General features: G+C 69.8%; 23 protein-coding genes and 1 tRNA gene. 8 read left to right on the top strand and 16 right to left on the bottom strand.

Features of this window, described 5'->3' with window-relative positions; genetic code table 11:
* Positions 1–43: 43 nt before the first annotated feature.
* Complete coding sequence (locus tag I8E28_RS10315) at positions 44–3,217, bottom strand: efflux RND transporter permease subunit (RefSeq protein WP_200787939.1); 3,174 nt, start codon at positions 3,215–3,217, stop codon at positions 44–46.
* Positions 3,218–3,224: 7 nt separating this feature from the next.
* Positions 3,225–4,379, bottom strand: a complete 1,155-nt coding sequence (locus tag I8E28_RS10310) for an efflux RND transporter periplasmic adaptor subunit (RefSeq protein WP_200787937.1) — start codon at positions 4,377–4,379, stop codon at positions 3,225–3,227.
* Positions 4,380–4,452: 73 nt separating this feature from the next.
* Here I8E28_RS10310 and hpnC point away from each other — a divergent pair, with 73 nt between their 5' ends.
* The 3 genes from hpnC to hpnE are packed head-to-tail and all read left to right on the top strand — an operon-like array spanning position 4,453 to position 7,422.
* A complete protein-coding gene (gene hpnC / locus I8E28_RS10305; protein WP_200787935.1) occupies positions 4,453–5,298 on the top strand; it encodes a squalene synthase HpnC in 846 nt (281 codons plus the stop codon).
* A 10-nt stretch (positions 5,299–5,308) separates the two neighbouring features.
* The gene (gene hpnD, locus I8E28_RS10300; RefSeq protein ID WP_200787933.1) at positions 5,309–6,148 is read left to right on the top strand and encodes a presqualene diphosphate synthase HpnD; all 840 of its coding nucleotides are present in this window, start codon (positions 5,309–5,311) and stop codon (positions 6,146–6,148) included.
* Complete coding sequence (hpnE, locus tag I8E28_RS10295) at positions 6,148–7,422, top strand: hydroxysqualene dehydroxylase HpnE (RefSeq protein ID WP_200787931.1); 1,275 nt, start codon at positions 6,148–6,150, stop codon at positions 7,420–7,422. Before hpnD ends, hpnE begins: the two co-directional genes overlap by 1 nt.
* Here the strand turns inward: hpnE and I8E28_RS10290 are convergent.
* Entirely contained in the window at positions 7,394–8,086 is a 693-nt protein-coding gene (locus I8E28_RS10290; protein WP_200787929.1) for an HAD family hydrolase, read from the bottom strand. The two genes, hpnE and I8E28_RS10290, sit on opposite strands and share 29 nt — an antisense overlap.
* 17 nt (positions 8,087–8,103) lie before the next feature.
* Here I8E28_RS10290 and hemH point away from each other — a divergent pair, with 17 nt between their 5' ends.
* On the top strand, positions 8,104–9,210 hold the full coding sequence (gene hemH / locus I8E28_RS10285; RefSeq protein ID WP_200787927.1) for a ferrochelatase: 1,107 nt from the start codon (positions 8,104–8,106) through the stop codon (positions 9,208–9,210).
* Here the strand turns inward: hemH and I8E28_RS10280 are convergent.
* From I8E28_RS10280 to I8E28_RS10225, 12 genes are all read right to left on the bottom strand, one after another.
* Complete coding sequence (locus tag I8E28_RS10280) at positions 9,207–10,091, bottom strand: alpha/beta fold hydrolase (protein WP_200787925.1); 885 nt, start codon at positions 10,089–10,091, stop codon at positions 9,207–9,209. The two genes, hemH and I8E28_RS10280, sit on opposite strands and share 4 nt — an antisense overlap.
* 24 nt (positions 10,092–10,115) lie before the next feature.
* The gene (locus tag I8E28_RS10275) at positions 10,116–11,240 is read right to left on the bottom strand and encodes an ABC transporter substrate-binding protein (protein ID WP_200787923.1); all 1,125 of its coding nucleotides are present in this window, start codon (positions 11,238–11,240) and stop codon (positions 10,116–10,118) included.
* A gap of 53 nt (positions 11,241–11,293) precedes the next feature.
* Positions 11,294–13,036, bottom strand: coding sequence for a carboxylesterase/lipase family protein (locus I8E28_RS10270; protein WP_200787921.1), 1,743 nt, complete (start codon positions 13,034–13,036; stop codon positions 11,294–11,296).
* 20 nt (positions 13,037–13,056) lie between these two features.
* A complete protein-coding gene (locus I8E28_RS10265) occupies positions 13,057–14,133 on the bottom strand; it encodes a branched-chain amino acid ABC transporter permease (RefSeq protein WP_200787919.1) in 1,077 nt (358 codons plus the stop codon).
* Between the two features lies 1 nt (position 14,134).
* Positions 14,135–15,112, bottom strand: a complete 978-nt coding sequence (locus tag I8E28_RS10260) for a branched-chain amino acid ABC transporter permease (RefSeq protein WP_200787917.1) — start codon at positions 15,110–15,112, stop codon at positions 14,135–14,137.
* The gene (locus I8E28_RS10255; protein WP_200787915.1) at positions 15,109–15,834 is read right to left on the bottom strand and encodes an ABC transporter ATP-binding protein; all 726 of its coding nucleotides are present in this window, start codon (positions 15,832–15,834) and stop codon (positions 15,109–15,111) included. Before I8E28_RS10255 ends, I8E28_RS10260 begins: the two co-directional genes overlap by 4 nt.
* The gene (locus I8E28_RS10250; protein WP_200787913.1) at positions 15,831–16,601 is read right to left on the bottom strand and encodes an ABC transporter ATP-binding protein; all 771 of its coding nucleotides are present in this window, start codon (positions 16,599–16,601) and stop codon (positions 15,831–15,833) included. Before I8E28_RS10250 ends, I8E28_RS10255 begins: the two co-directional genes overlap by 4 nt.
* 158 nt (positions 16,602–16,759) lie before the next feature.
* Positions 16,760–17,950, bottom strand: coding sequence for a substrate-binding domain-containing protein (locus I8E28_RS10245; protein ID WP_200787911.1), 1,191 nt, complete (start codon positions 17,948–17,950; stop codon positions 16,760–16,762).
* Between the two features lie 163 nt (positions 17,951–18,113).
* Positions 18,114–19,568 (bottom strand): sigma-54 interaction domain-containing protein, encoded by a 1,455-nt coding sequence (locus I8E28_RS10240; RefSeq protein ID WP_200787909.1) that lies wholly within the window; start codon positions 19,566–19,568, stop codon positions 18,114–18,116.
* Positions 19,569–19,601: 33 nt separating this feature from the next.
* On the bottom strand, positions 19,602–21,110 hold the full coding sequence (locus I8E28_RS10235; protein ID WP_200790361.1) for a tripartite tricarboxylate transporter permease: 1,509 nt from the start codon (positions 21,108–21,110) through the stop codon (positions 19,602–19,604).
* A 13-nt stretch (positions 21,111–21,123) separates the two neighbouring features.
* Entirely contained in the window at positions 21,124–21,642 is a 519-nt protein-coding gene (locus I8E28_RS10230) for a tripartite tricarboxylate transporter TctB family protein (protein ID WP_200787907.1), read from the bottom strand.
* 64 nt (positions 21,643–21,706) lie between these two features.
* Entirely contained in the window at positions 21,707–22,660 is a 954-nt protein-coding gene (locus tag I8E28_RS10225) for a Bug family tripartite tricarboxylate transporter substrate binding protein (RefSeq protein ID WP_200787905.1), read from the bottom strand.
* Positions 22,661–22,776: 116 nt separating this feature from the next.
* Between I8E28_RS10225 and I8E28_RS10220 the strand changes: the two genes are divergently transcribed.
* The 4 genes from I8E28_RS10220 to I8E28_RS10205 all read left to right on the top strand — a co-directional run bounded on the left by I8E28_RS10220 (position 22,777) and on the right by I8E28_RS10205 (position 25,585).
* Positions 22,777–23,451, top strand: coding sequence for a response regulator transcription factor (locus tag I8E28_RS10220; protein WP_200787903.1), 675 nt, complete (start codon positions 22,777–22,779; stop codon positions 23,449–23,451).
* Entirely contained in the window at positions 23,448–24,845 is a 1,398-nt protein-coding gene (locus I8E28_RS10215; protein WP_200787901.1) for a sensor histidine kinase, read from the top strand. Before I8E28_RS10220 ends, I8E28_RS10215 begins: the two co-directional genes overlap by 4 nt.
* A 6-nt stretch (positions 24,846–24,851) precedes the next feature.
* Positions 24,852–25,274: an RNA-binding S4 domain-containing protein gene (locus I8E28_RS10210; protein ID WP_200787899.1), complete on the top strand. Its 423-nt coding sequence runs from the start codon at positions 24,852–24,854 to the stop codon at positions 25,272–25,274.
* 131 nt (positions 25,275–25,405) lie between these two features.
* On the top strand, positions 25,406–25,585 hold the full coding sequence (locus I8E28_RS10205) for a hypothetical protein (protein WP_200787898.1): 180 nt from the start codon (positions 25,406–25,408) through the stop codon (positions 25,583–25,585).
* A 253-nt stretch (positions 25,586–25,838) separates the two neighbouring features.
* On the opposite strand, the gene I8E28_RS10200 is transcribed toward I8E28_RS10205, so the two are convergent.
* Positions 25,839–25,931, bottom strand: a tRNA-Ser gene (locus tag I8E28_RS10200).
* Positions 25,932–25,975 lie beyond the last annotated feature (44 nt).

Here is a 25,975-nt window from a genome sequence, read left to right as displayed (position 1 = left end):
GGATGCCCCGGCCGCCCGCCCGAAAGTCGGTCAGCCCCCGATTTTAAGCTGACGCCGGGACCGCGCCAGAACCGCCTGGCTCGGCCGCGGGCTGCCCCGGCCGCCGCACCCGGAACCAGGCGGCGTACATGGCGGGCAGCGCCAGCAGCGTGAGCACCGTCGCGACGATCAGGCCGCCCATGATCGCCACCGCCATCGGCCCCCAGAACACCGAGCGCGACAGCGGGATCATGGCCAGCACGGCCGCGGCCGCCGTGAGCACGATCGGCCGCAGGCGCCGCACGGCCGACTCGACGATCGCCTCCCAGGCCGGCACGCCCCGTGCGCGGTCCTGCTCGATCTGGTCGATCAGGATCACCGAGTTGCGCTGGATCATGCCCATGAGCGCGATCACGCCGAGCAGCGCGACGAAGCCGAACGGCCGGTCCAGCACCAGCAGCGCGCCGGCCACACCCGCAATGCCCAGTGGCCCGGTGATGAAGACCAGCAGCGCGCGGCTGAAGCTTTGCAGCTGCAGCATCAGCAGCGTGAAGATGATGAACAGCATCACCGGCATGCCGGCAGCAATGGACGACGAGCCCTTGGAGCTCTCCTCGACCGCACCGGCGACGTCGATGCGGTAGCCCTGCGGCCAGTTGGCTTCCAGCTTGCGCAGCGTCGGCAGCAGTTGCTCCGTGACGGTCGCGCCCTGCAGGCCCTCGGCAATGTCCGACTGCACCGTGATCGCGTAGTCGCGGTTCTCGCGCCACATCACGCCGGGTTCCCACGTGAACACGGGCTTGGCGATCTGCGTCAGCGGGATCGACTTGCCGCTCGCGGTCGGCAGGTAGGCATTGCCCAGGTCGGTGATCGCGTTGCGCTCCTCGAGCGGCTGGCGCAGCACGATGTCGATCAGCTTGTCACCCTCGCGGTACTGCCCCACCGGCGTGCCGGCCAGGATGGTGCGCGAGGCCTGCGCGATCGACTGGCTGGTGACGCCCAGCGCGCGCGCCTTGGCCTGGTCGACCTCGAAGCGCAGCACCTTCACCGACTCGTTCCAGCTGTCGTTCACGCCGCGGGTGTTCGGGTTCTGCCGCATCGCGGCCTTCACCTCCTCGGCGCGCGCGCGCAACTCCTGCGGCTCGCTGCCGACGACGCGGAACTGCACCGGGTACGGCACCGGCGGGCCGTTGGGCAGCAGCTTGACGCGGCCGCGCACCTCGGGGAATTCGGTGGCGAGCAAGGCGGGCAACTGCACACGCAGTTGCTCGCGCACCTTCAGGTCACGCGGCTGCACGATGAACTGCGACACGTTGGTCTGCGGGAACACCTGGTCCAGCGGCAGGTAGAAGCGCGGCACGCCGGAGCCGATCCAGGTCGTGACCGACGCGACGCCCTGCTCGCGCAGCAGGCGCTGCTCCAGCCGCTTGGCGACCTGCTCGTTGGCGGCGAACGACGCGCCTTCGGGGAACCAGATGTCGACCAGGATCTCGGGCCGGCTGGAGTCGGGGAAGAACTGCTGCTGCACCTTGCCCATGCCGGCGACGCCGAGCGCGAAGACCAGCACCGTGGCGCCGATGGTCGCCCAGCGGTGTTCGACGCACCAGTTCACCGCGCGACGGAAGCTGCGATAGAACGCGGTGTCGAAGTGCTCGTGGTGCTCGCTGCTGACCGGCTTGGCCTTGAGCAGCAGGGTGCCGAGGTAAGGCACGAAGTAGACCGAGCAGAGCCAGCTGATCACGAGCGCGATCACCGTGACGGCGAAGATCGCGTACGTGTACTCGCCGACGGTGGACTTCGCCAGGCCGATCGGCAGGAAGCCGGCGGCCGTGATCAGCGTGCCGGTGAGCATCGGCATGGCCGTGACCTCGTACGCAAAGGTGGCGGCGCGGACCTTGTCGTAGCCCTCCTCCATCTTCCGCACCATCATCTCGACCGCGATGATCGCGTCGTCGACCAGCAGGCCCAACGCGATGATCAGCGAGCCGAGCGAGATCTTGTGCAGGCCGATGCCCCAGTAGTCCATCGCCAGGAACGTGACGGCGAGCACCAGCGGGATCGTGATGCCGACCACGAGGCCGGGGCGCACGTCGACGTAGTAGCGCCTCCACAGCGGCAGCCCCTCGCCGGGTCGTTTGTGGAAGCCCAGCGCGAGGAAGCTCACCGCCAGCACGATCGCCACCGCCTCGATGAGCGTGCGCACGAATTCGTTGACCGAGGTCGACACCGCCTTCGGCTGGTCCTGCACCTGCACGAGCTTGATGCCAGCGGGCAGGCCGTCGTCGACGCGGTGCGTCGCCGCGCGCAGCGACTTGCCCAGCTGGATGATGTCGCCCCCCCTGGCCATCGACACGCCGAGCGCGATCACTTCCTTGCCGCCGTGGTGGACCTTCGTGACCGGCGGATCGACATAGCCGCGCCTGACCTCGGCGATGTCGCCCAGCCGCAGCTGGTTGCCCGAGCTCCCGCGGACCGGCATGGCCGCCAGCTGCTCGACGGCCTCGAACTGGCCGCCCACGCGCACCTGCACCACGTCCAGCGGCGTCTGCACCGCGCCCGCGGATTCGACGGCGTTCTGCTGCCCGAGCTGCTGCAGCACCTGGTTCAGGTCCAGGCCCAGCTGCGACAGCCGCTTCTGCGAGATCTCGACGTACAGCTTCTCGTCCTGCACGCCGAACAGTTCCACCTTCGCGACGTCGGGCACGCGCAGCAGCTGCTGGCGCACGTCGTCGGCGAACTTCTTCACCTCGGCATAGCTGAATCCGTCGGCCTCCAGCGCGTAGATCACGCCGTAGACGTCGCCGAATTCGTCGTTGAAGAACGGTCCCTGCACGCCGGCGGGCAGCTGCAAGCGCATGTCGCCGACCTTCTTGCGCACCGAGTACCAGACGCCGGCGACGTCGCCGGGTTTCGACGAGTCCTTGATCTGGAAAATGATCTGCGACTCGCCCGGCTTGGAGTAGCTGCGGATCTTGTCGGCATACGGCACTTCCTGCAGCGTGCGCTCGATCTTGTCGGTGACCTGCTCGGCCACCTGCTGCGCGGTCGCGCCGGGCCAGTACGTGCGCACGACCATCGCGCGGAACGTGAACGGCGGGTCCTCGTCCTGCCCCAGCTGGAAGTAGGCGGCGAGGCCGAACACCATCAGCACCACCATCAGGTAGCGCGTGAGCGCGGGGTGCTCCAGCGCCCAGCGCGAGAGGTTGAACCCGGGCTTCGGGTCGTCTTGCTCGGTCATGGCGTGCTCAGCGCGAGACGACCGGCTGGACGGCGCCCTGCGGCACGTTCGCCGCGCCGGCAGCCGGCGCACCGGCGCGCTCGTCCCAGATGCGGACCTTCTGCCCGGGCTGCAGCACGTGCACGCCTGCCGCGACGATGGTCATGCCGGGCTGGACGCCGGCGGCGATCACCGCTTCGTTGCCGTCGGCCGTGGCGACCTGGACGGGCTGCGAGCGCACGGTCATCGTCGGGCGATCGAGCACCCACACCGCACTGCCCTTGCCTTCCTGGCGCAAGGCGCTGGTGGGCAGCTTGACGACCTGCGTTCCGGCCATGGTGGGCGACTGGAGCGCCACGCTCGCGGTCGTGCCCAGCGGCGGCTGCGTGCTGCCGTCGATGCCGACCTTCACCGTGAACGTGCGCGTCACCGGGTCGGCACTGGCGGCGACTTCGCGCACCTGGCCGTCGAACGCACCGCCGGACCACACCTTCACCGCGACCGGCGAGCCGGCGCGGACGGCGGCGATCTTGTCCTCGGGCACCGAGAAGAGGACGTCGCGCGGGCCGTCCACGGCGATGCGCACCACCGGCATGCCGGCGGTGACCACCTGCCCCGGCTCCGCGTCGACGGCCGTGATCACGCCGGCGACGTCCGCCACGAGGTCCGCGTAACGGGCCTGGTTGGACTGCGACGCGAGCTGCGCCGACGCCTGGTCCAGCTGCGCCTGCGCGGCGCGGAAGGCGGTGTCCCGTCGCTCGAGTTCCGCGCCGCTGATGAAGTTCTGGTCGCGCAGCACCTGGTAGCGCTTCAGGTCCGCCGCGGCGAGATCCCGGTTGGTCTTCGCCGCGTTCACCTGCGCCCTGGCCGCGTCCGCGGCCAGCCGGTAGTCCTGCGCATCGAGCTGCGCGAGCACCTCGCCCGGTTTCACTCGCTGACCGAGCTGGGCTTGGCGTTTGACGATCTTGCCGGCGACGCGGAACCCTAGCCGCGATTCGATCCGTGGACGGACCTCTCCGGAGTACTCGAGGCCGGACTGGTAGGCGGAGGTGCCGACGGTCACCACCTTCACGGAGCGAACGGGGTCGGGCGCCGGGGCCGGCTTGGTGCAGGCCGCCAGCAAGGCGGCGCTCGCGAGGACGGGAAGGAGCCAGCGGCGGCTCCGGGCAGGCTGCGAGGACATGAAGCGCTCTCTAATGACTGACTGGTTAGTAATCTAGCGGGCGACCCGGCCCGCGTCAAGCGACAATCCGGAGGTGACGGATGAGCAGCAGGCCCGCCGGGTCGACCATTACGAGAACTTTCCGGTCGCTTCGTGGCTGTGCCCGCCAGCCCTGCGGCCGCCGATCGCCGCCATCTATTGGTTCGCGCGCACCGCCGACGACCTGGCCGACGAAGGCGATGCGCCACCCGAAGCCCGCTTGGCCGACCTGGATGCGTTCGGTGCCGAGCTCGATCGCTGCGCGTCGGGCCAGTCTGCGACGCGCTGGCCGGAGGTGTTCGGCCCGCTGCAAACGTCCATCCGGCGATTCAGGCTTCCCGTCCCCCTCCTCCACGACCTGCTGAGCGCGTTCCGGCAGGACGTCTTGAAGACGAGCGACGGCGCCGGCTATGCGGACCGCGCCGAGCTGCTCGACTACTGCCGCCGCAGCGCCAACCCGATCGGCCGCCTGCTGCTGCACCTGCACGACATCGAGGACGGCCGGTCCCTGCGCCGCAGCGATGCGATCTGCTCGTCGCTGCAACTGGTGAACTTCTGGCAGGACCTCTCCCGCGACCTGCCCCGCGGCCGCCGCTACCTGCCAGACGCCGACTGCGCGCAGCACGGCATCGAGCCGCTGCACCCCGAACTCGCCGATGCATCTGCGCGCGCGGCCTTGCTCCGCGCCGAATGCGCATGGGCGCGCAAGCTGATGCTCGAAGGCGCGCCGCTGGTCCACGCGCTGCCCGGGCGCGCGGGATGGGAACTGCGGCTCGTGGTGCAAGGCGGCCTGCGCATCCTGGACAAGATCGAGGCGCAGGGCTTCGACACCATCACCCGCCGCCCTGCGATCGCTGCCCTCGACGCCCCCGCGCTGCTGTGGCGCGCGGTGCGGATGTGACAATCGCGCCATGACCCCGGAGCAATACGTCCAGGAGAAGGCGGCGGCATCCGGCAGCAGCTTCTATTACGCGTTCCTCTTCCTGCCCAAGCCGCGGCGCGAGGCCATCACCGCGTTCTACGCCTTCTGCCGCGAGGTCGACGACGTCGTCGACGAGGTGACCGATCCCGGCATCGCGCAGACCAAGCTCGCCTGGTGGCAGACCGAAGTGGCGCGCTCGTTCGAAGGCCAGCCCCAGCATCCCGCCATGCGCGCGCTGATGCCCGCCGTCGAGCGCTACGGCCTCGAGCAGCGCCAGCTGCAGGCGGTGATCGAAGGCTGCCGCATGGACCTGGAGCAGACGCGCTACCTCGACTTCCCCGCGCTGGAGCGCTACTGCCACCTCGTGGCGGGCGTCGTCGGCGAGGTGTCGGCGCGCATCTTCGGCCAGGTCCGGGAGGAGACCACCGCCTACGCGCACAAGCTCGGCCTGGCCTTCCAGCTGACGAACATCATCCGCGACGTCGGCGAGGACGCGCTGCGCGGCCGCATCTACCTGCCGGTCAGTGAGCTGCAGCAATTCGACGTCAAGGCGCACGAGATCAGCAAGCGGCAGTACTCGGACCGGTTCACCGCGCTCATGCGGTTCCAGGCCGAGCGCGCGCACCGCCTGTACGACGAGGCGCTTGCCCTGCTGCCGGCGGAAGACTTCCGCAGCCAGAAACCGGGCCTGATGATGGCCAGCATCTACCGCACGCTGCTGCGCGAGATCGAGCACGAGGACTTCCGCGTGCTGCACCAGCGCGTGAGCCTCACGCCGCTGCGCAAGCTCTGGCTCGCCTGGAAGGTCCAGGCCCTGGGCCGCGTCTGATGCGCGTCGCGGTCGTCGGCGCGGGCTGGGCGGGCCTGGCCGCCGCGGTGGCCGCCACGTCGGCGGGCCATGCCGTCACGGTCTTCGAGGCCGCGCGCCAGTTCGGCGGCCGTGCGCGCCGGCTGCACGTCGAGCATGAAGGACGATCGCTCGATCTCGACAACGGCCAGCACATCCTGATCGGCGCCTACTCGCAGACGCTGGCCTGCATGCGAACCGTCGGCATCGATCCCGCGCAGGTGCTGCGCCGCGTGCCGCTGGTGCTGCAGTTTCCGGACGGCAGCGGCGTGTCCTTGCCCGACGTCCACGCCCCATGGAACGTCGCCATCGGCATCCTGTCCGCGCGTGGATGGCGCTGGGGCGAGAAGCTCGCCTTCCTGCGCGAAGCCGCCCGCTGGCGCCTGCGCGGCTTCACTTGCGATCCGCGATGGACCGTCGCGCAGCTGTGCGCCCGAGTGCCCGAGCGCGCGATGCAGGACCTCGTCGAGCCGCTGTGCGTCGCGGCGCTCAACGTGCCGGCCTCGCGCGCGAGCGCCAGCGTGTTCCTGCGCGTTCTGCGCGATGCCCTCTTCATGCCCGGCGGCAATGGCTGGGCGGCCTCCGACCTGCTGCTGCCGGCTGCCGATCTCGGCCGGCTCTTTCCCGATGCAGCGGCGTCCTGGCTGCGCGCGCACGGCGCGAAGGTGCTCGAAGGCATGCGCGTCCAGGCGCTGCAGCGGACCGGCGAAGCATGGCTCGTCGACGGCGAGCCGTTCGACGCCGTGCTGCTCGCCGCGTCGCCAACGGAAGCCGCCCGCCTGGTCGAAGCCAGCGGGCTGGCGCCGCAGTGGGCGAAGCAGGCGGCCGGCCTGATGCACGAGCCGATCGCCACCGTGTACACGCACGGCGGTCCTTCCCTGCCGCAGCCGATGCTCGCGTTGCGAACCGGCCCCGCGCAGTTCGTGTTCGATCGCTCGCAACTCGGCGGACCTGCCGGCGTGCTCGCGTGGGTCACGAGTGCGAGCGAAGGCAGCGCGGCCGAACTCGAGGCGCAAGTGCTCGCACAAGCTGCTGCGCTGGGATGGGAGGTGCAAGCCTTGCGCACGGTGGTCGAGAAGCGCGCGACCTTCGCGTGCACGCCCGGTGTCGTGCGGCCGCCCGCCGCGATCGCGCCGGGCCTGGTGGCATGCGGGGACTACGTGGACGGCCCTTACCCGTCGACGCTGGAAGGTGCCGTGCGCTCGGCGCTCGCGGCGGTCGGCGCGCTCACGCCAGCAACGCGCACAGCTGCCTGAGATCGCTCACCGTCGCGTGCGGCGGCTCGTCGTACGTCCACTGGTGGCCGTCGCGGTTGACCCACACCGCCTGCATGCCCGCGTTGACGGCGCCGATGACGTCCAGCGTCGCGTCGTCGCCGACGTGCAGCACCTCGTGCGGCTCCACGTCCACCGCGCCGGCGGCTGCGTGGAAGATGCGCGGGTCGGGCTTGCCGACGCCGAATTCGCGCGCCGAGACGGCGGCGCGGAAGAAGCGGTCGATGCCCACCCGCTTCAGGTCCGCGTTGCCGTTGGACAGGCTCACGAGCGGGTAGCGCGCCGACAGCACGGCGAGCGCGTCATGCGCATCCTCGTACAGCTCCACCTGCTGGCGCGCGCTGAAGAACGCATCGAAGGCGCGCTCGGCGAGCAGCGGGTCCTCGCCCGCGCGGTACAGCGCCAGCCGGATCGATTCGCGCCTCACGGCGCTCAGGTCGTGCTTGATGTCGGGACGCTGGTCGGCGACGTGGTTGCGGATCTCGCGCAGCGCCGCCGGGTTGGAGAACAGCGCCGCCGCCATCGGCGCGTGGGCCGCGAGCCAGTCGTGCAGCACCTTCTCGGCGCGCTCGATCGTGGGCCAGATCGGCCACAAGGTGTCGTCCAGGTCCAGGCTGATCGTCTTCACCCGCGAGATGTCCAGCATGCAGGCGAGAATAAGCCATGCCCGCCGCCCTGCCCTATCAGACGGAGCCTCCTTTCACCCATGGCCAGGCTCCGTCCACGGGCGTGCTGCTCTGCAACCTCGGCACGCCCGACGCGCCGACGACGCCGGCCGTGCGGCGCTACCTGCGTGAATTCCTCTCCGATCCGCGTGTGGTCGAAATCCCGCGCGCGGCGTGGCTGCCGCTGCTGCACGGCGTGATCCTGCCGCTGCGGTCGTCGAAGTCGGCGGCCAAGTACGCCTCGATCTGGATGACCGAGGGCTCGCCATTGAAGGTGTGGACCGAGCGCCAGGCCAAGCTGCTGCAGGGCGCGCTCGGCGAGGCCGGCCACCAGCGCGTCAAGGTGCGCTATGCGATGCGCTATGGCTCGCCCTCGATCGCGTCGCAGCTCGATGCGCTGAAGGCCGAAGGCGCGACGCGCATCCTGGTGCTCAGCGCCTATCCCCAGTATTCCGGCACGACGACGGCCAGCCTGGTCGACGCCGTCGGCGAGTGGTCGCGGCGCGTGCGGCACCTGCCGGAGCTGCGCTTCGTGCACCGCTACCACGACGACCCGGGCTACATCGACGCCCTCGTCGCCGGCGTGCAGGCGCACTGGCGCTCGCATGGCAAGCCCGACCACCTCGTGCTGAGCTTCCACGGCGTGCCCGAACGCACGCTGCAGCTGGGCGACCCGTACCACTGCGAATGCCAGAAGACGGCGCGCCTGCTGGCCGGCCGGTTGGGGCTGGACGCATCGCAATGGACGCTGACGTTCCAGTCGCGGTTCGGGCGCGCGAAGTGGCTGGAGCCCGCCACCGAGGCGACGCTCCGGGCGCTGGCCGCCAAGGGCGTGCGCCGCGTGGACGTCACCTGCCCCGGGTTCACCAGCGACTGCCTGGAGACGCTGGAGGAGATCGCGCAGGAAGGCCGCGTCGCTTTCCTGCAGGCCGGTGGCAAGGACTTCCACCACATCCCCTGCCTGAATGCGGACCCCGCGTGGATCCGCGCGCTGGCGGGCATCGCCGCACGCCACCTCGACGGCTGGCCGACTCGCGAGCCGGTGTCGCCGCAGGATCTGGCGCAGTCGCGCGAGCGCGCGACTGCGATGGGCGCCGAACGCTAGGCGGCCGCGCGAGCCGCGTGCTCGCAGCCGTCGATGAAGCCGCCAACCAGGTCCAGCTGCTCGGGGACGTTCAGCGCCGGTGCGTGCCCGCACCCGGGCACTTCGACGACACGCGCCAAGCCGCGCGAACCGGGACCACGGCGCAGCATCTCCTCGGTCGTCTCGCGTTCGACAAGGTCCGATTCCGCACCCCGCAGGCACAGCACCGGAATGTCGATGCGGTCGTAGTGCTCCCACAAGGCGTAGTCGTCGGGGTGGTCGGTGAACTGCCGCACCATCGACGGGTCGTAGTGCGGCGTCACGCGGCCATCGGGCAGGCGGCGCGTCGACGTCTCCGCCAGGCGGCGCCACTGCGCGTCGCTCAGCCAGCCGTACGGCTTGTAGACGGTGCGGAAGAAGGCCTCCAGCTCGGTGACGCTGGCGAACGACGGCGGGTTGCCGGCGTAGGCCTTGATGCGCTCCAGCGCGGGCTGCGCCAGCTTCGGCGCGTTGTCGTTCAGCACCAGGCTGCGGATGCGGCCCTTCATGCGCGGCTGCGCGATCCCGGCGGCGCACACGGTGCCGATGGCGCCACCCATGGACGTGCCGACCCAGTGCGCGGACTCGATGCCCAACGCGTCGAACAGGTCGGCCGCGATGCGCGCATAGAACGCCAGCGTGTACTCGTTGTGCGGGTCCGGGCTCCACTGGGACAGGCCGCGGCCGACGGTGTCCGGGCAGATCACGCGGTAGCGGCCGGCGAGGTGTTCCGCCAGTTCGTCCATGTCGCGCCCGGTGCGGGCGAGCCCGTGCCAGGCGACGACGGTGGCCGGCCCCCCGCCCCACTCCACGTAGTGGATCTCGCGGCCGGCGCAGGTGACGTAGTGCGAGCTGGGCGACATGGCGGTCCTTTCGCGACGGCGGGGCTACTTCAGCAGCTTGCCGGAGCCACCGATGACGGTGATCTCGACGAAGCGGGAACCGACGCGGTTATCGGGCGCGTAGTGCACCTTGATGCCGCCGAGGTCGTGGTCGCGCAGGCCTTCGAGCGCCTTGAGCACCTTCTCGCGCGTCGGGTTCGGCCCCGCACGACGGATGCCCTCGACCAGCACCTTGGCGCCGAGGAACTCCTCGAAGCTGGTGTAGTTCGGCACCGCGTCGGGCGCGTAGCGCCTGAGCGCATCCTGGTACTCGCGGATCACAGGCAGGTTGGGCGTGTACGGGTACGGCACCACCTGCGTGATGCCCAGCCCATGTGCGTTCTTCAGGCCGGCGAGCTTGACCAGTTCGGCCGGGTCGACGACGGAGATGTTGAACAGCTGCGCGCCACCACCGGCTTCGCGGTACTGCTTGATGAAGGCAGCAGCAGGCTTGTTGATGGCGATCATGATCACCGCCTGCGGCTCGGCGGCTTTGATCGCCTTCACGGCCTCGGCGACGTTGTCCGTGTTGCGCTCGTACGGCGCGGCGGCGGCGACCTTGAGGTTGCGGCGCGCCAGCGCGGCCTCCACGCCCGTCAGGCCCGCCTTGCCGAAGCCGTCGTTCTGGTAGACCACCGCGATGCGTCGCGTGCCCAGCGTGAACAGCTGCGCGACCATGTGCTCGGCCTCGTCGGCGTAGCCGGCGCGCAGGTGGAAGATCCACGGGTTGAACGGCGTGCGCAGCGACTCGCCGCCGGTGTACGGCGCCACCAGCGCGATGCCCGCGGACTCGAGCACCTTGTCGGCCAGCAGCTGGCCGATGTTGGCCGTGCCGGCGAAGCCGAACAGCGCGACGACTTCAGGCTGCGAAGCGAGCTGCTTCGTCAGCTTGACCGTCTCGTCGACCTTGTAGCCGTCGTCCGCCGTGACGACGCGAAGCTTCTGGCCGTGGATGCCGCCCTTGGCATTCACGCTGTCGAAGTAGACCTTGCCGCCCAGCACCATCTGCTGGCCCGTGCTCGCGAGCACGCCCGACAGCGGCGCGACCTGGCCGATCACGACGTCGGCGTGCGCGAGGCACGAGGTGGCGAGTGCGAGGGCGCCGAGCAGGCGCTGCGTGAGGCGGGACATCCGGGTCTTTCTTGCGGTGGCGGGCCGCACCTGCCGGTGCGGCCCTTGGGAGGTCACTCGGTCCGAATGGCCTTGGTGGTGGGCGACGCGTCGAACACGAGCTTGCCGGGCCATGCCGGCCAGGCCACGCCCAGGCTGGCGTTGTTGGGATCGCCGTTGCGCGCGAACGTGCCGACCGTCTGCATCATTGCGGCCGACAGTTCCAGGCGTCCGGGCTTGTTCGCCTCGTTGAACCAGACGTTGCCGAACAGCGACGGCCCGAAGTTGCCGAACAGGAACGGCAGGTCGGCCACGTGGACGGCGCCGTAGATGTCGTTCCACGGCGCGGGCTGCTCGTCCCAGTCGAAGCGGTAGTACCAGACGTTGGCCTGGCGCGCCTTCAACGTGTTCAGCACGTTGTCGCGGCTGCGCAGGAAGAACACCTGGTTGAGCGTCTCGGCGCGGGCCGTGAAGCCGGTGACGGGGGCGTTCACCGGCAAGTACGACGCGGTGATCCACTGTTCCACCGTGGTCTGCGGCGCCGCATTCGGGTTGTAGTTCAGGTGGTTCGCGAACAGCTGCGCGTCGGTGACGATGCGCGCGTTGCCGGTGCCGCCGACCAGGGGCAGGAAGGACGGGAACAGCTTGCCTTCGTCACGCGTGTTGCCCGCCAGGACGGGAACCTGCACGTAGTTGCCGCCGGCGATCGCAGCGATCGGGTCGGCCGCCACCACGGTGCCGTCGGGGATCGGGCCCGAACCGGACAGGCCGAGCAGCGCCAGCTTGGTCAGCAGCACGCCATACAGGGCGGAGGGGGATTTGCCCCGCAAGTAGGTCGCGATCTCCGCGTCGGTCTTCGACGCGATGTACGCCTGGGCGGTCGTCGCGTCCGTCGCCAGGCCGTCGGCGATCAGCAGGTTCTGCAGCAACGACGCGCCCTGGGCGACGTAGGTCGCTGCGGGGCTGAGCGTCGGGATGCTGCCCGCCGCCAGGTTGGTCGGCAGGGAGATGCCCCCGGACAGCGGCATCACGCGGTGGAACAGTCGCGGGTTGGCCGCCACCATCAGCGGCGAGGTCTGCAGCGCCCAGACGTTGATGGCGCCCGCCGACTGGCCCATCACGGTCACGTTGGCCGGATCGCCACCGAAGGACTGCACGTTGCGCTGCACCCAGCGCAGCGCGTGGATGCTGTCCAGCAACGTGAAGTTGCCGGAGTCCACCTGCGCGTCGCCGGTGCGCAGCTGCGGCACGGACAGGAACCCGAGGATGCCGACGCGGAAGTTCGGCGTCACGACGATCGCGTTCGCCGCCTGGGCGAGCGCCGCGCCGTCGTACATCGGGTCGGCGGTGTAGCCGGACACGTTGCTGCCGCCGTGGAAGAAGACGATCACGGGCAGGTTGGCCTGGTTGCCCGACGGCCGCCAGACGTTCAGGTACAGGCAGTCCTCGCTGCCGACGGCCTGGTTCAGCGTCGTGCCGATCGTGGCGTCGTAGGTGTTGTTCGAGCCCGGGCCATAGATGCGGCCGTACTGCGAGCACGCGTTGCCGAACTTGGTGGCGTCCCGCGCGGTCGTCCACGGGGCGGGATCCTGCGGGGGCTGCCATCGCAGCGACCCGACCGGGGCCGCGGCAAACGGGATGCCTTTCCAGGCGATCGCGCCCGACGCCACCTGCGTGCCCTGCACCGGGCCGAGGTGGGTCGACTTCACCAGCGCGAGCGGGCCGGTCCCGCCATCGTTGCCGCCGCCGCAGGCAGCCAGCGCGAACACGGCGCCCGCCATCGCGAGGCGCCCCAGGAACTTCCGGGCTCTGACCATCGTCGTCTCCTTGTGGTGGTTCACTGTCGAACGGTGACCTGGTGGCCGGCAGCCCGCGAGCGCAGGCGGCCGACGATGCCGGTGGGGAAGTAGTAGACGGACAGCACGAACAGCAGGCCCATCCAGAGCAGCCAGCGGTCCGGCGAGAGCAGCGCGGCCAGCCAGGGCAGGCCGGACACAGCCTCGCTGGCGATGCGCAGCAGGTCCTGCAGGTAGCTTTGCGCCACGATGAACAGGCCGGCACCGACGGCGGCGCCGTAGATCGTGCCCATGCCGCCGATCACCACGATCAGCAGCACGTCGAGCATCACCTCGAAGGAGAGCGAAGTGTCCGGGCCGTTGTAGCGCAGCCAGAGCGCCAGCATGGCGCCGGCAAGCGTCGCGAACAGCGCCGACAGGATGGCGGACGTGGTGCGGAAGACCACCACCTTGTAGCCGATGGCCTCGGCGCGGAACTCGTTCTCGCGGATCGCCTGCAGCACGCGGCCGAAGGGCGAGTTGACGATGCGCAGCAGCGCCAGCACCAGCACCACGGCCACCACGAGCAGCAGGTAGTAGCAGACGAGGCGGCCGTCCATGTCGCGGCCGAACAGCGTGAAGTCGAACGACGGCGACAGCACCTCGGGCACCTTGTAGGTCAGGCCGTCCTCGCCGCCGGTGAACTCGGACAGCTGCGAGGCCAGCGTCTGGAACGCCGCCGCGAAAGCCAGCGTGATCATGGAGAAGAAGATGGCGCGCACGCGCAGCGAGAACAGGCCGATGGCAAGCGCGAGCACGAAGGACAGCGCCAGCGCCGCGGCGATGCCCAGCGCCAGGGCGCTCCAGTCCGGGCCCATGCGCGTCAGGGCGATGGAGACGCCATAGGCGCCGATGCCGAAGAACATCGTGTGGGCGAAGCTCACGATGCCGGTGTAGCCGAGCAGCAGGTCGAAGCTGGCGACCAGCACCATGAAGACCAGCACCTTGGCGGCGACGTTCAGCGCCTTGACGCCGGGGATCGCGAACGGCGTGACGGCCAGCGCGATGAGCATCGCCACCAGCAGCACGGCCAGCACGCGGCTGCGCGGGAAGTCACGGGAAAGCAGGCGGGCCAGCATGTCAGCGGCTCAACGCGTAGACACCCTGCGGCCGCCACAGCAGGATGGCCATCATCAGCAGGATGTTGGAGAACAGCGCCATCTTGGGCACAAGGAAGCCGGTGTAGTTGGCCATCAGGCCGACCAGCAACGCGCCCACGAGCGCGCCCGTCGTCGAGCCCAGCCCGCCGATGATCAGCACGATGAAGATCAGCACGTTCACGTGCGCGCCCATCTGCGGCACCACGTTCTGCTGGTACAGCCCCCACATCACGCCGCCCAGGCCGGCGAGCGCGCTGCCGGCGACGAACACGCCGATGAACAGCAGGTGGATGCGGTAGCCCAGCGCCTCGACCATCTCGCGGTCCTGCACGCCGGCGCGGATCAGCAGGCCGAGCTTGGTGCGCGTGAGCGTCCACAGCAGCAACGCGAACACCGCGATGCCGACCACCACGGCGATCAGCCGGTACTTCTCGACGGCTGCATCGCCGAGCAGCAGCGTGCCCTGCATCCCCACCGGCAGCGGCAACGGGATCTGCTGCGGGCCCCAGATGACCTTGATCAACTCCTCGCCGATGATCATCCCGCCCATCGTGATCAGGATCTGCTTGAGGTGGTTGCCGTACACCGGCCGCACGATGAAGCGCTCGAACGCAAGGCCGATCGCGCCGGCCACCAGCATCGCGGCAAGCATGGCGGGCAGCACCGCGAGCAGGTTGCGCACCAGGCTGTCGGACCCGGTCCAGTCGCCCATCGCGCCCAGCACGCTGGTGGCGACGAAGGCCCCCAGAGCGATGAACACGCCGTGGCCGAAATTCAGCACGTCCATCAGGCCGAAGACCAGCGTGAGGCCCGAGGCGATGATGAAGATGATCATGCCCATCGCCAGGCCGGCGACGGTGAGCGTCACCCAGGTCGAGGGCGAGCCCACGAACGGCAGCACGAGCAGCGCCAGCACAGGCACGAGCGCGACGGGCATCCAGTCGACGTCGGATTTCATAGCGCCAGTCCCAACAGCGAGTGCTGCAACTGCTCGTCGTCCGCGAGCTCCTGCATCGAGCCCGCGTGCACGATGGTGCCGTTGTCCATCACGGCCACCGTGTCGCCCAGGCGCTTGGCGAAGTTGAAGTTCTGCTCGACCAGCAGGATGGTCACGCCGCTTTCCTTCAGCTGCGCGAACGCCTCGATCATGTTGTTGATGATGGCGGGCGCGAGGCCCTTGCTCGGCTCGTCGATCACCAGCAGCTCGCGCGGCTCGACGATCGCCCGCGACACCGCCAGCATCTGCTTCTGCCCGCCCGACAGCTTGCCGGCCGGGTGGTTCCAGAACTTCTCGACCGCGGGGAACAGCGTGAAGATCCACTGCAGCCGCGCCTCGTCGATCTGCGTCGCATGGCGCGCGCCGCGCGCGGCCAGCAGCATGTTCTCGCGCACCGTGAGGTCGGCGAAGATGCCCATGTTCTCCGGCACGTAAGCCACGCCGCGTTGCGCGATGCGCGGCGTCGGCCACCTGGTGATGTCCTCGCCGGCGAACGTCACGCGCCCGGCCGACGCCTGCCACAAGCCCATGATCGTGCGCAGCGTCGTCGTCTTGCCGGCGCCATTGCGCCCGAGCAGCATCGTCAGCTGCCCCTTGGGCACGCGCAGGTCGACGCCGTGCAGGATGTGGTACGCCCCGATGTGCGTGTGCACGCCTTCGAGCACCAGCAGGTCGCCGCTCATGCAGCCTCCTTGCTGACGCCGAGATACGCCTCTTGCACGACCGGCGAGGCGATCACTTCGGCCGGTTCGCCATCCGCCACCAGCGTGCCGTTGTGCAGCACGATGATGCGGTCAGCCAGTTCGCGCACCACGTCCATCTTGTGTTCGACCAGCAGGATGGTCTTGCTCTTGTCGGCCTTCAGGCGGCGGATCAGGTCCAGGATCACGGGCGCTTCAGCCGCGTTCATGCCGGCCGTGGGTTCGTCGAACATGAACACCTGCGGATCGAGCGCCATCAGCAGTGCGACTTCCAGCTTGCGCTGGTCGCCGTGCGGCAGGTTGGCGACGAGTTCGTGCTCCTTGTCCTTGAGCGCGATCGACGCCAGGATGGCGTCGGCGCGCTCGAGCAGGTCCGCGTGGTCGCTCCACACGCTCCACAGGTTCAGGCCCCGCCGATGGGAGCCTTCGTTCGCGGCCTGAACGGCCAGCCGCACGTTCTCCAGCACGGTGAGGCGCGGGAACAGGTTCGTGAGCTGGAACGCACGGCCCAGGCCCGCGCGCGTGCGAGCCGACGCGGACAGGCCAGTGAGGTCGCGCCCGCCCAGGCTCACGCGCCCGGCCGACGCCTTCAGTTGCCCCGAGATGAGGTTGAAGTACGTCGTCTTGCCGGCGCCATTCGGGCCGACGATGGCCGTGAGCGTGCCGGGCTCGAAGCTGCAGCCCACCGCGTTGACGGCCACGTGGCCGCCGAAGCGGATGGTCAGCTCCTCGGTGACGAGACGAGACATGGGCGTGGAGGGATGGGCCAGGCGAGGTTTTTCCGGACGTCGCGGAATGACATGCAGCGACGTCCTGCTTGCATCGAGGATCCGGCTCCGCCGGGCCTCGATGCACTGATCGAGAACACCACTTCCGAATCGCGAAGCGATTTGGAAGTGAATGACCTTTAGCGCTTGTTCTTGATGGGGACGTTCATCTCTTCGGGCTTGATCTCGTGGACCAGCTCGGGGACGCCCCACGGGAAGGCCGGGTCGTTCTTGATCCGGAAGTGGTACATGCTCTGCATGGCCTGGTGGTCTTCCTTGCGGAAGGTCATCTTGCCCTTGGGCGTGTCGAAGCTCATGCCTTCCATCGCCGTGATCAGCTTGCCGGCGTTGGTGTCGCCACTGGTCTTCTTCAGGGCCGTGACGATGGCCATCGCCGCCGAGAAGCCGCCCGCGGTGAAGAAGTCCGGCGGCGACTTGAACTGCTTGTAGTGCATCGACACCATGGCCTCGTTGGCCGGGTTCTTCGGGATGCCGAAGTAGTAGTACGTCGCGCCTTCCATGCCGGTGAAGCGCTTGTACGCGGCCATCGCGGGCAGGATGTTGCCGCCGGTGCTGACCTCGATGCCGAAGCGGTTCTTCAGGTCGGCGTCGGCCAGCGCGTTGAAGGGGGGCGTGCCGCCCGCCCACACGACCTCGATCACCTTGCGGCCCGGCTTGTCCTTCAGCGCCGCGATCAGGCGCTGGATGCCGGCGGTGAAGTCGGTGGTGGTCGCCGGGAGGTATTCCTCGTGGACGATCTTGGCCTTCTTCAGCGCTTCCTTGAACGCCTTCACGCCGTCACGGCCGAACGCGTAGTCCTGCGCCAGCGTGGCGACGGACACGTTGTCCTTGTCCATCGCGACGGCGTTGGAGATCGCATCCTGCGAGCTGTTGCGGCCGGTGCGGAAGACGTACTTGTTCCACTTCTCGCCGGTGATGGCGTCGGCCACGGCAGGCTCGACCAGCAGGATCTTCTTGTATTCCTCGGCGACCGGCAGCATCGCGAGCGCGACGCCGGAGGACGTCGGGCCGACGGCCAGGTCGACCTTGTCGTCGGAGTATGCGCTGGCCAGCAGCGACTTGCCCACGTCCGGCTTGCCCTGGTCGTCCTTCTCGATCACGACGATCTTGCGGCCATTGACCATCATCGTGCCGCCGGTGGCGTAGTCGAAGCCCATCATCAGGCCCGTCTGGGTCTGCTTGCCGTAGGCCTCGAGCGGGCCGGTGCGGCTGTAGACGTGGGCGATCTTGAGGTCCTTGCCCTGCGCGAAGGCGAGCGGGCTGGCCAGGGTCGCGGCGAGGGCGGCCAGCGCCCAGGTGCGTCGTTGCATGTCTTGTCTCCTGTGGGATGCGGGATACCGGGGTGGTGGGATGCAGGCAGCATGCCAGCAAGCCAAGTGCTTGTTTTTGAAGGCTTTCCCGGATGCGGTCCGCGCGATATGCCTGAACTTCAGGCAAGGATTGTGTCTGATCTCCAGACGTTCTGTCCAGATTTCAGGCAGCTTGCACGTCGCCCAGGCGTTCGTACAGCTTCGCGCGCGAGATGCCCAGGAGCTTCGCCGCCGCGAGCTTGTTGCCCCCCGTCGCGGTCATCGCGGCCTCGATCGCGGCGCGCTCGACCTCGGCGACCTGCTCCGCCAGCGGACGCAATCGCTCCCCGCGGGGGAACGCCGCACGCTGGGTCGCATCCGGCGCGATGCGTTGCACGCCGGCGTCGCGCAGCACGTCCTCCAGGTGCGACGCGGCGATGCGATGGCTGTCGCTGCGCATCGCGGCCTGTTCGAGCACGTTGCGCAGTTCGCGGATGTTGCCGCGCCAGGCCTGTGCCGACAGAAGCGCCATTGCCTCGGGCGTGAGTTCGGGCGGCGGCACGCCGTTGCGCAGCGCCATGTCCTCGCCCAGCACCTCGACCAGCGCGGGGATGTCCTCGCGCCGCTCGCGCAGCGCCGGCACGCGGATCGGCAGCACGTTCAGGCGGTAGTACAGGTCTTCGCGGAACTTGCCCTCGCGCACCAGCTGGCCGAGGTCGCGCGAGGTGGCCACGATCACGCGTGCATCAAACGGCACCACGCGGTTGGAGCCGAGCGGCTCGATTTCGCCTTCCTGCAGCGCGCGCAGCAGCTTGGGTTGCAGGGACGGCGGCATGTCGCCGATCTCGTCCAGGAACAGCGTGCCGCCGTCGGCGAGCTTGAACTTGCCGTCGCGGCCCTTGCGGTCCGCGCCCGTGAACGCGCCCGGCGCGACGCCGAAGAACTCGGCCTCGAGCAGCGTGTCGGGCACGGCGGCGATGTTGATGCTGACCAGCGGGCCGGCCGCGCGCGGCGAAGCGGCGTGGATCGCATGCGCGAGCAGTTCCTTGCCGGTGCCCGTTTCGCCCAGCAGCAGCACCGGGCTGGACGACAGCGCGGCTCGCCGCGCCTGGCGCTTGACTTCCACCGCCGCCGGACTGGAGCCGATGAAGCTGGCGAGCGTGTACTTGGTGCGGCGCTGGCTGGCGAGTTCGCGGCGCGCATCGTCGAGGTCGCGCTGCAGGTGCGCGAACTTCTGGATCAGCGGCTGCAGCGTGGTCTCGGGATGGTCGAACAGCACGATGCCCAGCGCGCCCAGCACCTGCCCGGCCTCGTCGCGCAGCGGGATGCGGCTGACCACGAAGGTGCCCGCCTTGTTGGACAGCAGGTCGATCAGGATCGGCTTGCCGGTGCGGATCACGCGGTCCATCTGCGTGTTGTGCACGACCTCGGCCACCGGATGGCCGACGAAGTCTTCGACGCGCGGGTAGCCCAGCGCGGGCAGGAAGCGCTTGTACTGCTCGTTGATCCAGACCACGGTGCCTTCGCGGTCCACCAGCAGCATGCCCTCGCTGGCGTTGGCGAACAGGTCGAACATCGAACGGGCGGCCAGCTCCAGGATGCGCTGGCCGTCGCGGGGCAGGCTGTCGTCGCGCGGCATGGCGCGATGGTAGCCCCCGCGTGGGGGGCGGGCTCAGGCGGCGGCGTGCGCGCGGCTGGCGCTGAAGTGCCGGGCGACGCGTGGCAGCACGAGCACGGCCACGATGACGGCCAGCAGCGAAATCGACATCGGCCGCTGCAGGAACACCATGCCGCTGCCCTCCCCGATCGACACCGCATTGCGCAGTTGCGCTTCGGCGAGCGGGCCGAGGATCATGCCGACCACCACCGGCGCGGTCGGGAAGTCGAAGCGGCGCATCACCACGCCCACCAGGCCGATGCCCCACAGCAGCACGAGGTCGAACGCGCTCTGGCGCATGCCGTACGCACCGACGGTGGCGAAGATCAGGATGCCGGCGTACAGCTGCGGCTTGGGGATCTTCAGCAGCTGCACCCACACCTTCACCAGCGGCAGGTTGAGGACCAGCAGCATCACGTTGCCGATGTACAGCGAAGCGATCAGTGCCCACACGAGCGCGGCGGACGTGGTGAACAGCTGCGGTCCGGGCTGGATGCCGTAGTTCTGGAACGCGCCCAGCAGGATGGCCGTGGTGTTGGACGTCGGCAGCCCCAGCGTGAGCAGCGGGATCATGGCGGCGGTGACCGTCGCGTTGTTCGCGGCCTCGGGACCCGCGACGCCTTCGATCGCGCCCTTGCCGCCGAACTCGGCCTGGTCCTCGCCCTTGGCCAGCTTCTTCTCGACCGCGTAGCTGAGGAACGTCGGGATCTCGGTGCCACCGGCGGGGATGCAACCGAAGGGCGTGCCGATGGCCGTGCCGCGCAGCCAGGCGGGGATGGAGCGCTTCCAGTCGCGCGCCGTCATCGTCACGCGGCTCATCGCGTTCTGCGTCTCGACGCTGCGGCCTTCGTAAAGCGCGGCGTACAGCACCTCGGCGACCGCGAACAGGCCCACGGCCACCAGCACGATCTCGATGCCGTCGAGCAGCTCGGGCACGCCCAGCGTGTAGCGCGCCTGGCCGGAGATCTGGTCGAGGCCCACGAGGCCCACGGCGAGGCCGATGAACAGCGACGTCATGCCGCGCAGCGTGCTCTGGCCCAGCACCGCGCTCACGGTGGTGAACGCCAGCACCATCAGCAGGAAATATTCGGGCGGCCCGAGCTTCACCGCGAAGTCGGCGACGAAGGGCGCGAACAGGGTGACGATGATCGTGGCGATCGTGCCGGCGACGAAGGACCCGATCGCCGCCGTCGCCAGTGCAGCGCCGGCGCGCCCGCTCTTGGCCATGCGGTTGCCTTCCATCGCGGTGACCATCGACGCGGTCTCGCCCGGCGTGTTCAGCAGGATCGAGGTGGTCGAGCCGCCATACATCGCGCCGTAGTAGATGCCGGCGAAGAAGATCATCGAGGAGGTGATGTCGACCTTGGCGGTGATCGGCAGCAGCATCGCGACCGCCACGGCGGGGCCGATGCCGGGCAGCACGCCGACGGCGGTGCCCAGGATGCAGCCGATCAGCGCCCACAGCAGGTTGGCGGGCGTGATGGCGACGGCGAAGCCGTGCAACAGTGCATTGAAGATGTCCAGCATCGCGCGCTCCTCAGATCCAGCCGGTGCCGGTGAGCCCCGGCAGGTTGATGGCCAGCAGTTGCGTGAACATCCAGTACACGGGGGCTGCGATCGCGATGCCGCTTCCCACGTCGATGGCGAGGATGCGCGGCGACCCGGCGGCCTGCCCGCCCGCACGGCGCAGCCCCTGCACCGCCAGCAGGTAGCACAGCGCGCAGCTGAGGATGAAGCCGATGGTGGTGATCAGCGCCGCGTTGGCGAGCATGCCCGCCGTGACCCACACGAGGCCGGGCCACCACGCCGCGTGGGCGCCGGACGGCGGCTCCATGTTGCGGAAGCCGCCCGTGAGTGCCTCGCGCACGATCAGCACGCCGCACAACGCGAGCACGCCGGCCACCAGCCAGGGCAGGAAGTTGGGCCCCACGCCGCCGTAGCCCGCGGCCGAGGGGATCGACAGCGCGCCGACGCCGAGGGCGAGGCCGACGAGCACGATGCCGGTGCCGACGATGGTTTGCGGCGTGCGGGGCGAAACGGGGGCGGACTCGGCCATCGCGGCTCTCCTCGGGCAAGAAAACGCCCGGCGACGCCGGGCGGGACTGCGGACGCGCGGCGCGTCAGACCATGCCGGCCTTGGTCATGACCTCGCGCAGGCTGGCGAACTCGGCGTCCACGAACTTGGCGAAGTCGGGACCGGACATCTCGGCCGCGGTCCAGTCGTTCTTCTCGAGCGACTCGTGCCAGGACTTGGTCTTGAGCGCGGCCAGCACCATGTCCGTCAGCGCCTTCTTCTGCGCGTCGGTGATGCCGGGCCCGCCGTAGACGCCGCGCCAGTTGCCGATCTCGACGTCGATGCCCTGCTCCTTCAGCGTGGGCACGTCATTGAGGCGCTTGGCCGAGGTCACGGCGATCGGCTTCATCTTGCCGGCCTTGATGTACTCGGCGAACTCCGAGAAGCCGCTGCCGCCGACCGTGACGTTGCCGCCCAGGATGGCCGCTGTGGCCTCGCCGCCGCCGCGGAAGGCGACGTAGTTGATCTTCGCCGGGTCGACGCCGACCTTCTGCGCGATCATGGCCGCGGCGATGTGCTCGGTGGAGCCGCGCGAGCCGCCGCCCCACTTCACGCTGCCGGGATCCTTCTTCAGCTGCGCGACGACGTCCGCCATCGTCTTGAACGGCGAGTTGGCCGGCAGCACGAACACGTTGTATTCACTGGTCAGCCGCGCGATCGGCGTGGCCTGCGACAGGTTCACCGGCGGCTTGCCGGTGATGATGCCGCCCAGCATCACCGCGCCCATCACCATCAGCGCGTTCGGGTCGCCCTTGGCACTGTTCACGAACTGCGCCAGGCCCAGCGCGCCGGCGGCGCCGCCCTTGTTCTCGTAGGTCACGCTGTCGGCGACCTTGGCTTCCTGCAGCGCCTTGCCGAGCGCGCGGCCGGTGGTGTCCCAGCCACCGCCGGGGTTCGCGGGAATCATCATCTTGACCGCCGCCGCGGCGCGCGCGTGCAGCGGCAGTGCCCCGATGGCCGCGAGGGCCCCCAGGCTCTTGAGGAAGGTGTCTCGGCGCATGAACGTCTCCTTGGTCTGCAAGTGCGGCGGATGATGCGCCGCGCGCCTGTCAAACCGCTGTCCGGCGCACTGGGGAAAGTACGGAGCGTGCCCATCCGCTACGCTGGCGGCCTCCCATGCGCCTGCTGCTCGTCGAGGACGATCCTTCCCTGCGCGCGACGCTCGAGCGCACGCTCGGCCGGCGCGGGCTGGTGGTGGACGCCTGCGCCGACGGCGAGCAGGCCCTCGCGCGATGGAAGGCCGCGCCGCCGGATGTGCTCGTGCTGGATCTCAGCCTGCCGCGCCTCGATGGGCTCGACGTGCTGCAGGCCGGCCGCGCCGCGGGGCTCGCCACCCCCGTCCTCCTGCTCACCGCGCGCGGAACCGTCGGCGACCGCGTGCTGGGCCTCAATGCAGGCGCGGACGACTACCTGCCCAAGCCCTTCGACCTCGACGAGCTCGAGGCGCGGGTGCGTGCGCTGGGGCGCCGCCGCGCCACGCCGGCCGGCGAGTCGGCTGCCGACCCCGTGCTTGGCACCCTGCGCGTCGATCGCGCGAGCGGCGCGGCGTACGACGGCACCCGCGTGCTCGAGCTGACGCCGCGCGAACTCGCGCTGCTGCAGGCGCTCATGGCGCGCCCGGGACAGGCGGTGACCAAGGAGCGCCTGTTCGAGCTGGTGTTCCCGGGCGAGCGCGACGTGCAGTACGAGGCGATCGAGGTGGTCGTCTACCGGCTGCGCAAGAAGCTCGCCGGCACCGGCACGACGCTGATGACGCTGCGTGGCCTGGGCTACCTGATCAAGGCCGCATGAAGGCCGTGTCGCTGCGGCGCTACCTGCTGCTGGGCATCCTCGGCCCGGTGGTCGCGCTCATCGCCGTCAACGGCATCGGCCTCTACGGCACCGCGCTGCGGGCGCTGAACACGGCGTACGACCGCACGCTGCTCGCGTCCGCCAAGGAGATCGGCGAGCAGCTCGACGTCGAGGGCTACGACCGCGACGCGCGCCTGCGTGCCACCGTGCCGTACGCGGCGCTGGACACGTACGAGTCCGACAACGCCACGAAGATGTTCTACCGCGTCTCCTCGTTGCACGGCGAGCTGGTGTCGGGCTTCGGCGACCTGCCCTTCTGGCGCGGCGAGATCCCGGCGCGGCCGCCCTATGCGGCGCTGGTCGACTTCTACGACGACCGCTTCCGCGGTGCCGACGTGCGCGTCGCGGTGCTGTTGCAGCCCGTGGCCAGCCAGCGCGGTCTCGGCATGGCCGTCGTGCAGGTCGCCGAGACGCTCGAACTGCGCCGGGCGGCCGCACGCCGCATCCTGTTCGACACCTTGTGGCGGCAGGCGCTGCTGGTCGCCGTCATCGCGCTGGTCGTGGTGTTCGTGGTCCAGCGCGCGACGCGGCCGGTGCGTGGCCTGTCGGCGCAGCTGCGCGACCGCCCCGAGGGCGATCTCACGCCGATCGAAGCGGCCGGGGCGCCGCGCGAGCTGGCGCCGCTGGTGGACGCCACCAATGCGGTCATGGCCCGCCTCGACCAGTTGCTCGAGCACCAGAAGCGCTTCGTGCGCGACGCGGCGCACCAGCTGCGCACGCCGCTGGCCGTGCTCAAGGCGCAGGTGCAGTCGGCGCAGCGCGGCGACGTACCGCCCGCCGAGGCCATGGCCGAGATCCACGCGACCGTGGACCGCGCCACGCTGCTGGCCAACCAGATGCTGTCGCTGGCCAAGGTCGAGCAGCTGCGGCAGCAGTCGTCGGCCGAGGTGCATGACTTCGCCGACGTCGTGCGCAGCGTGGCGGTGGACGTCTCCCCGCTGGTGGCCGAGCGCGACCTCGACTTCGAGCTGGACGCCCAGCCGGCGCCGGTGCGTGCGCACGAGTGGATGCTGGCCGAGCTCGCGCGCAACCTGCTGCACAACGCGGTGCGCCATGGGCCGCGCGGCGGCCGGCTCGCCGTGCGGCTCGTCGCCGACGGCCGCTGGTGCGCGCTGACCGTGTCCGACGAGGGACCCGGCATCAGCGCGGCTTTGCGCGAGCGGCTGTTCCAGCCGTTCGCGACGGCAGACGTGCGGTCGGGCTCAGGGCTGGGGCTGGCGATCTGCCGCGAGATCGTGGCCGCGCTCGGCGGCAGCATCGAGCTCACCAACCGCGAATCGGGTGGCCATGTCGCCGGACTCGATGCCACGGCGCGCCTGCCGCTCGCACAATAGGGGCCGATGGACCGATTGCGAATCGACAAGTGGCTCTGGAGCGCGCGCTTCTACAAGACGCGCTCGCTGGCGGCGGAGGAGATCGACAAGGGCCGCGTGCAGGTCAATGGCCAGGAGGCCAAGCCCGCGCGCGAAGTGAAGGTCGGCGACACGGTGTCGATGCGGCGCGACTCGGTCTCGCGCACGGTGGTCGTCCGCGGCATCTCCAACGTGCGCGGCCCGGCGCCCGTGGCCCAGCAGCTGTACGAGGAGACGGCCGAGAGCCTGGCCGGGCGCGAGAAGGCCGCCGAGCAGCGGCGGCTGGCGCGCGAACCAGCGCTGTCGATCGAGCATGGCCGACCGACCAAGCGCGGGCGACGCGATCTCGAGGCCGCCCAGCGCGGCTGGGGCGATCGCTGGAGCGCATCGCTCGACGACGACAAGGGCTGAGCCGTCGGACGGGTCCGACGCTGCCGTCGGGCTCGATCCATTTGTCGTGTCCAACCCAGCCATGGAACACGGACGAGCCTCGGATGCTGGCGATACTGGCGGGCTTCCAGCAGTTCAGGAGGACTCGAAGAATGAACGAATCCAAGACCAGCTCCATGCTCCAGCGCGTGCCGGTGATCCTCGCGGTGACCGCCGCTTCGTACGGCCTGCAGCTGCCGCCGAGCGTGCAGCGGACGGCGAGCGCGAGCCCGAAGGTGATGCAGATGGTGGTGCAGGCGCAGGCGCGGATTGCCGCGAAAGCTGCCGCGTAGGCACTCGCCCGGGCGAAGAGGGCCGCCTTCGGGCGGCCTTTTGCTTTTCGGGCGCCGAGATGCCGTCCTGCGGCCGGCGGCGGAGACGGAGGGATTGCGCTCGCAAGTGCTCGCGTCCCTTCGGGACCGTGCTTCGCACGTCCGCCTGCGCGCCGTCGCGCTGGGGCGAGCAAACCCTCTGCCTCGGGTTCTCATCCCTCCGCTCTGGCCAGCAAAAGCGAAGGCCCGCCGATGGCGGGCCTTCTTGGTTTGCTGGCGGAGACGGAGGGATTCGAACCCTCGATGCGGCTCTACACCGCATACTCCCTTAGCAGGGGAGCACCTTCGGCCTCTCGGTCACGTCTCCAGCGAGGGGATTATGCCCCAAGCATTCACTCGGCAGTGCCGCGG

Source organism: Ramlibacter algicola, assembly GCF_016641735.1.
GTDB lineage: Bacteria > Pseudomonadota > Gammaproteobacteria > Burkholderiales > Burkholderiaceae_C > Ramlibacter > Ramlibacter algicola.
This window is presented reverse-complemented; position numbering and strand designations above follow the sequence as displayed.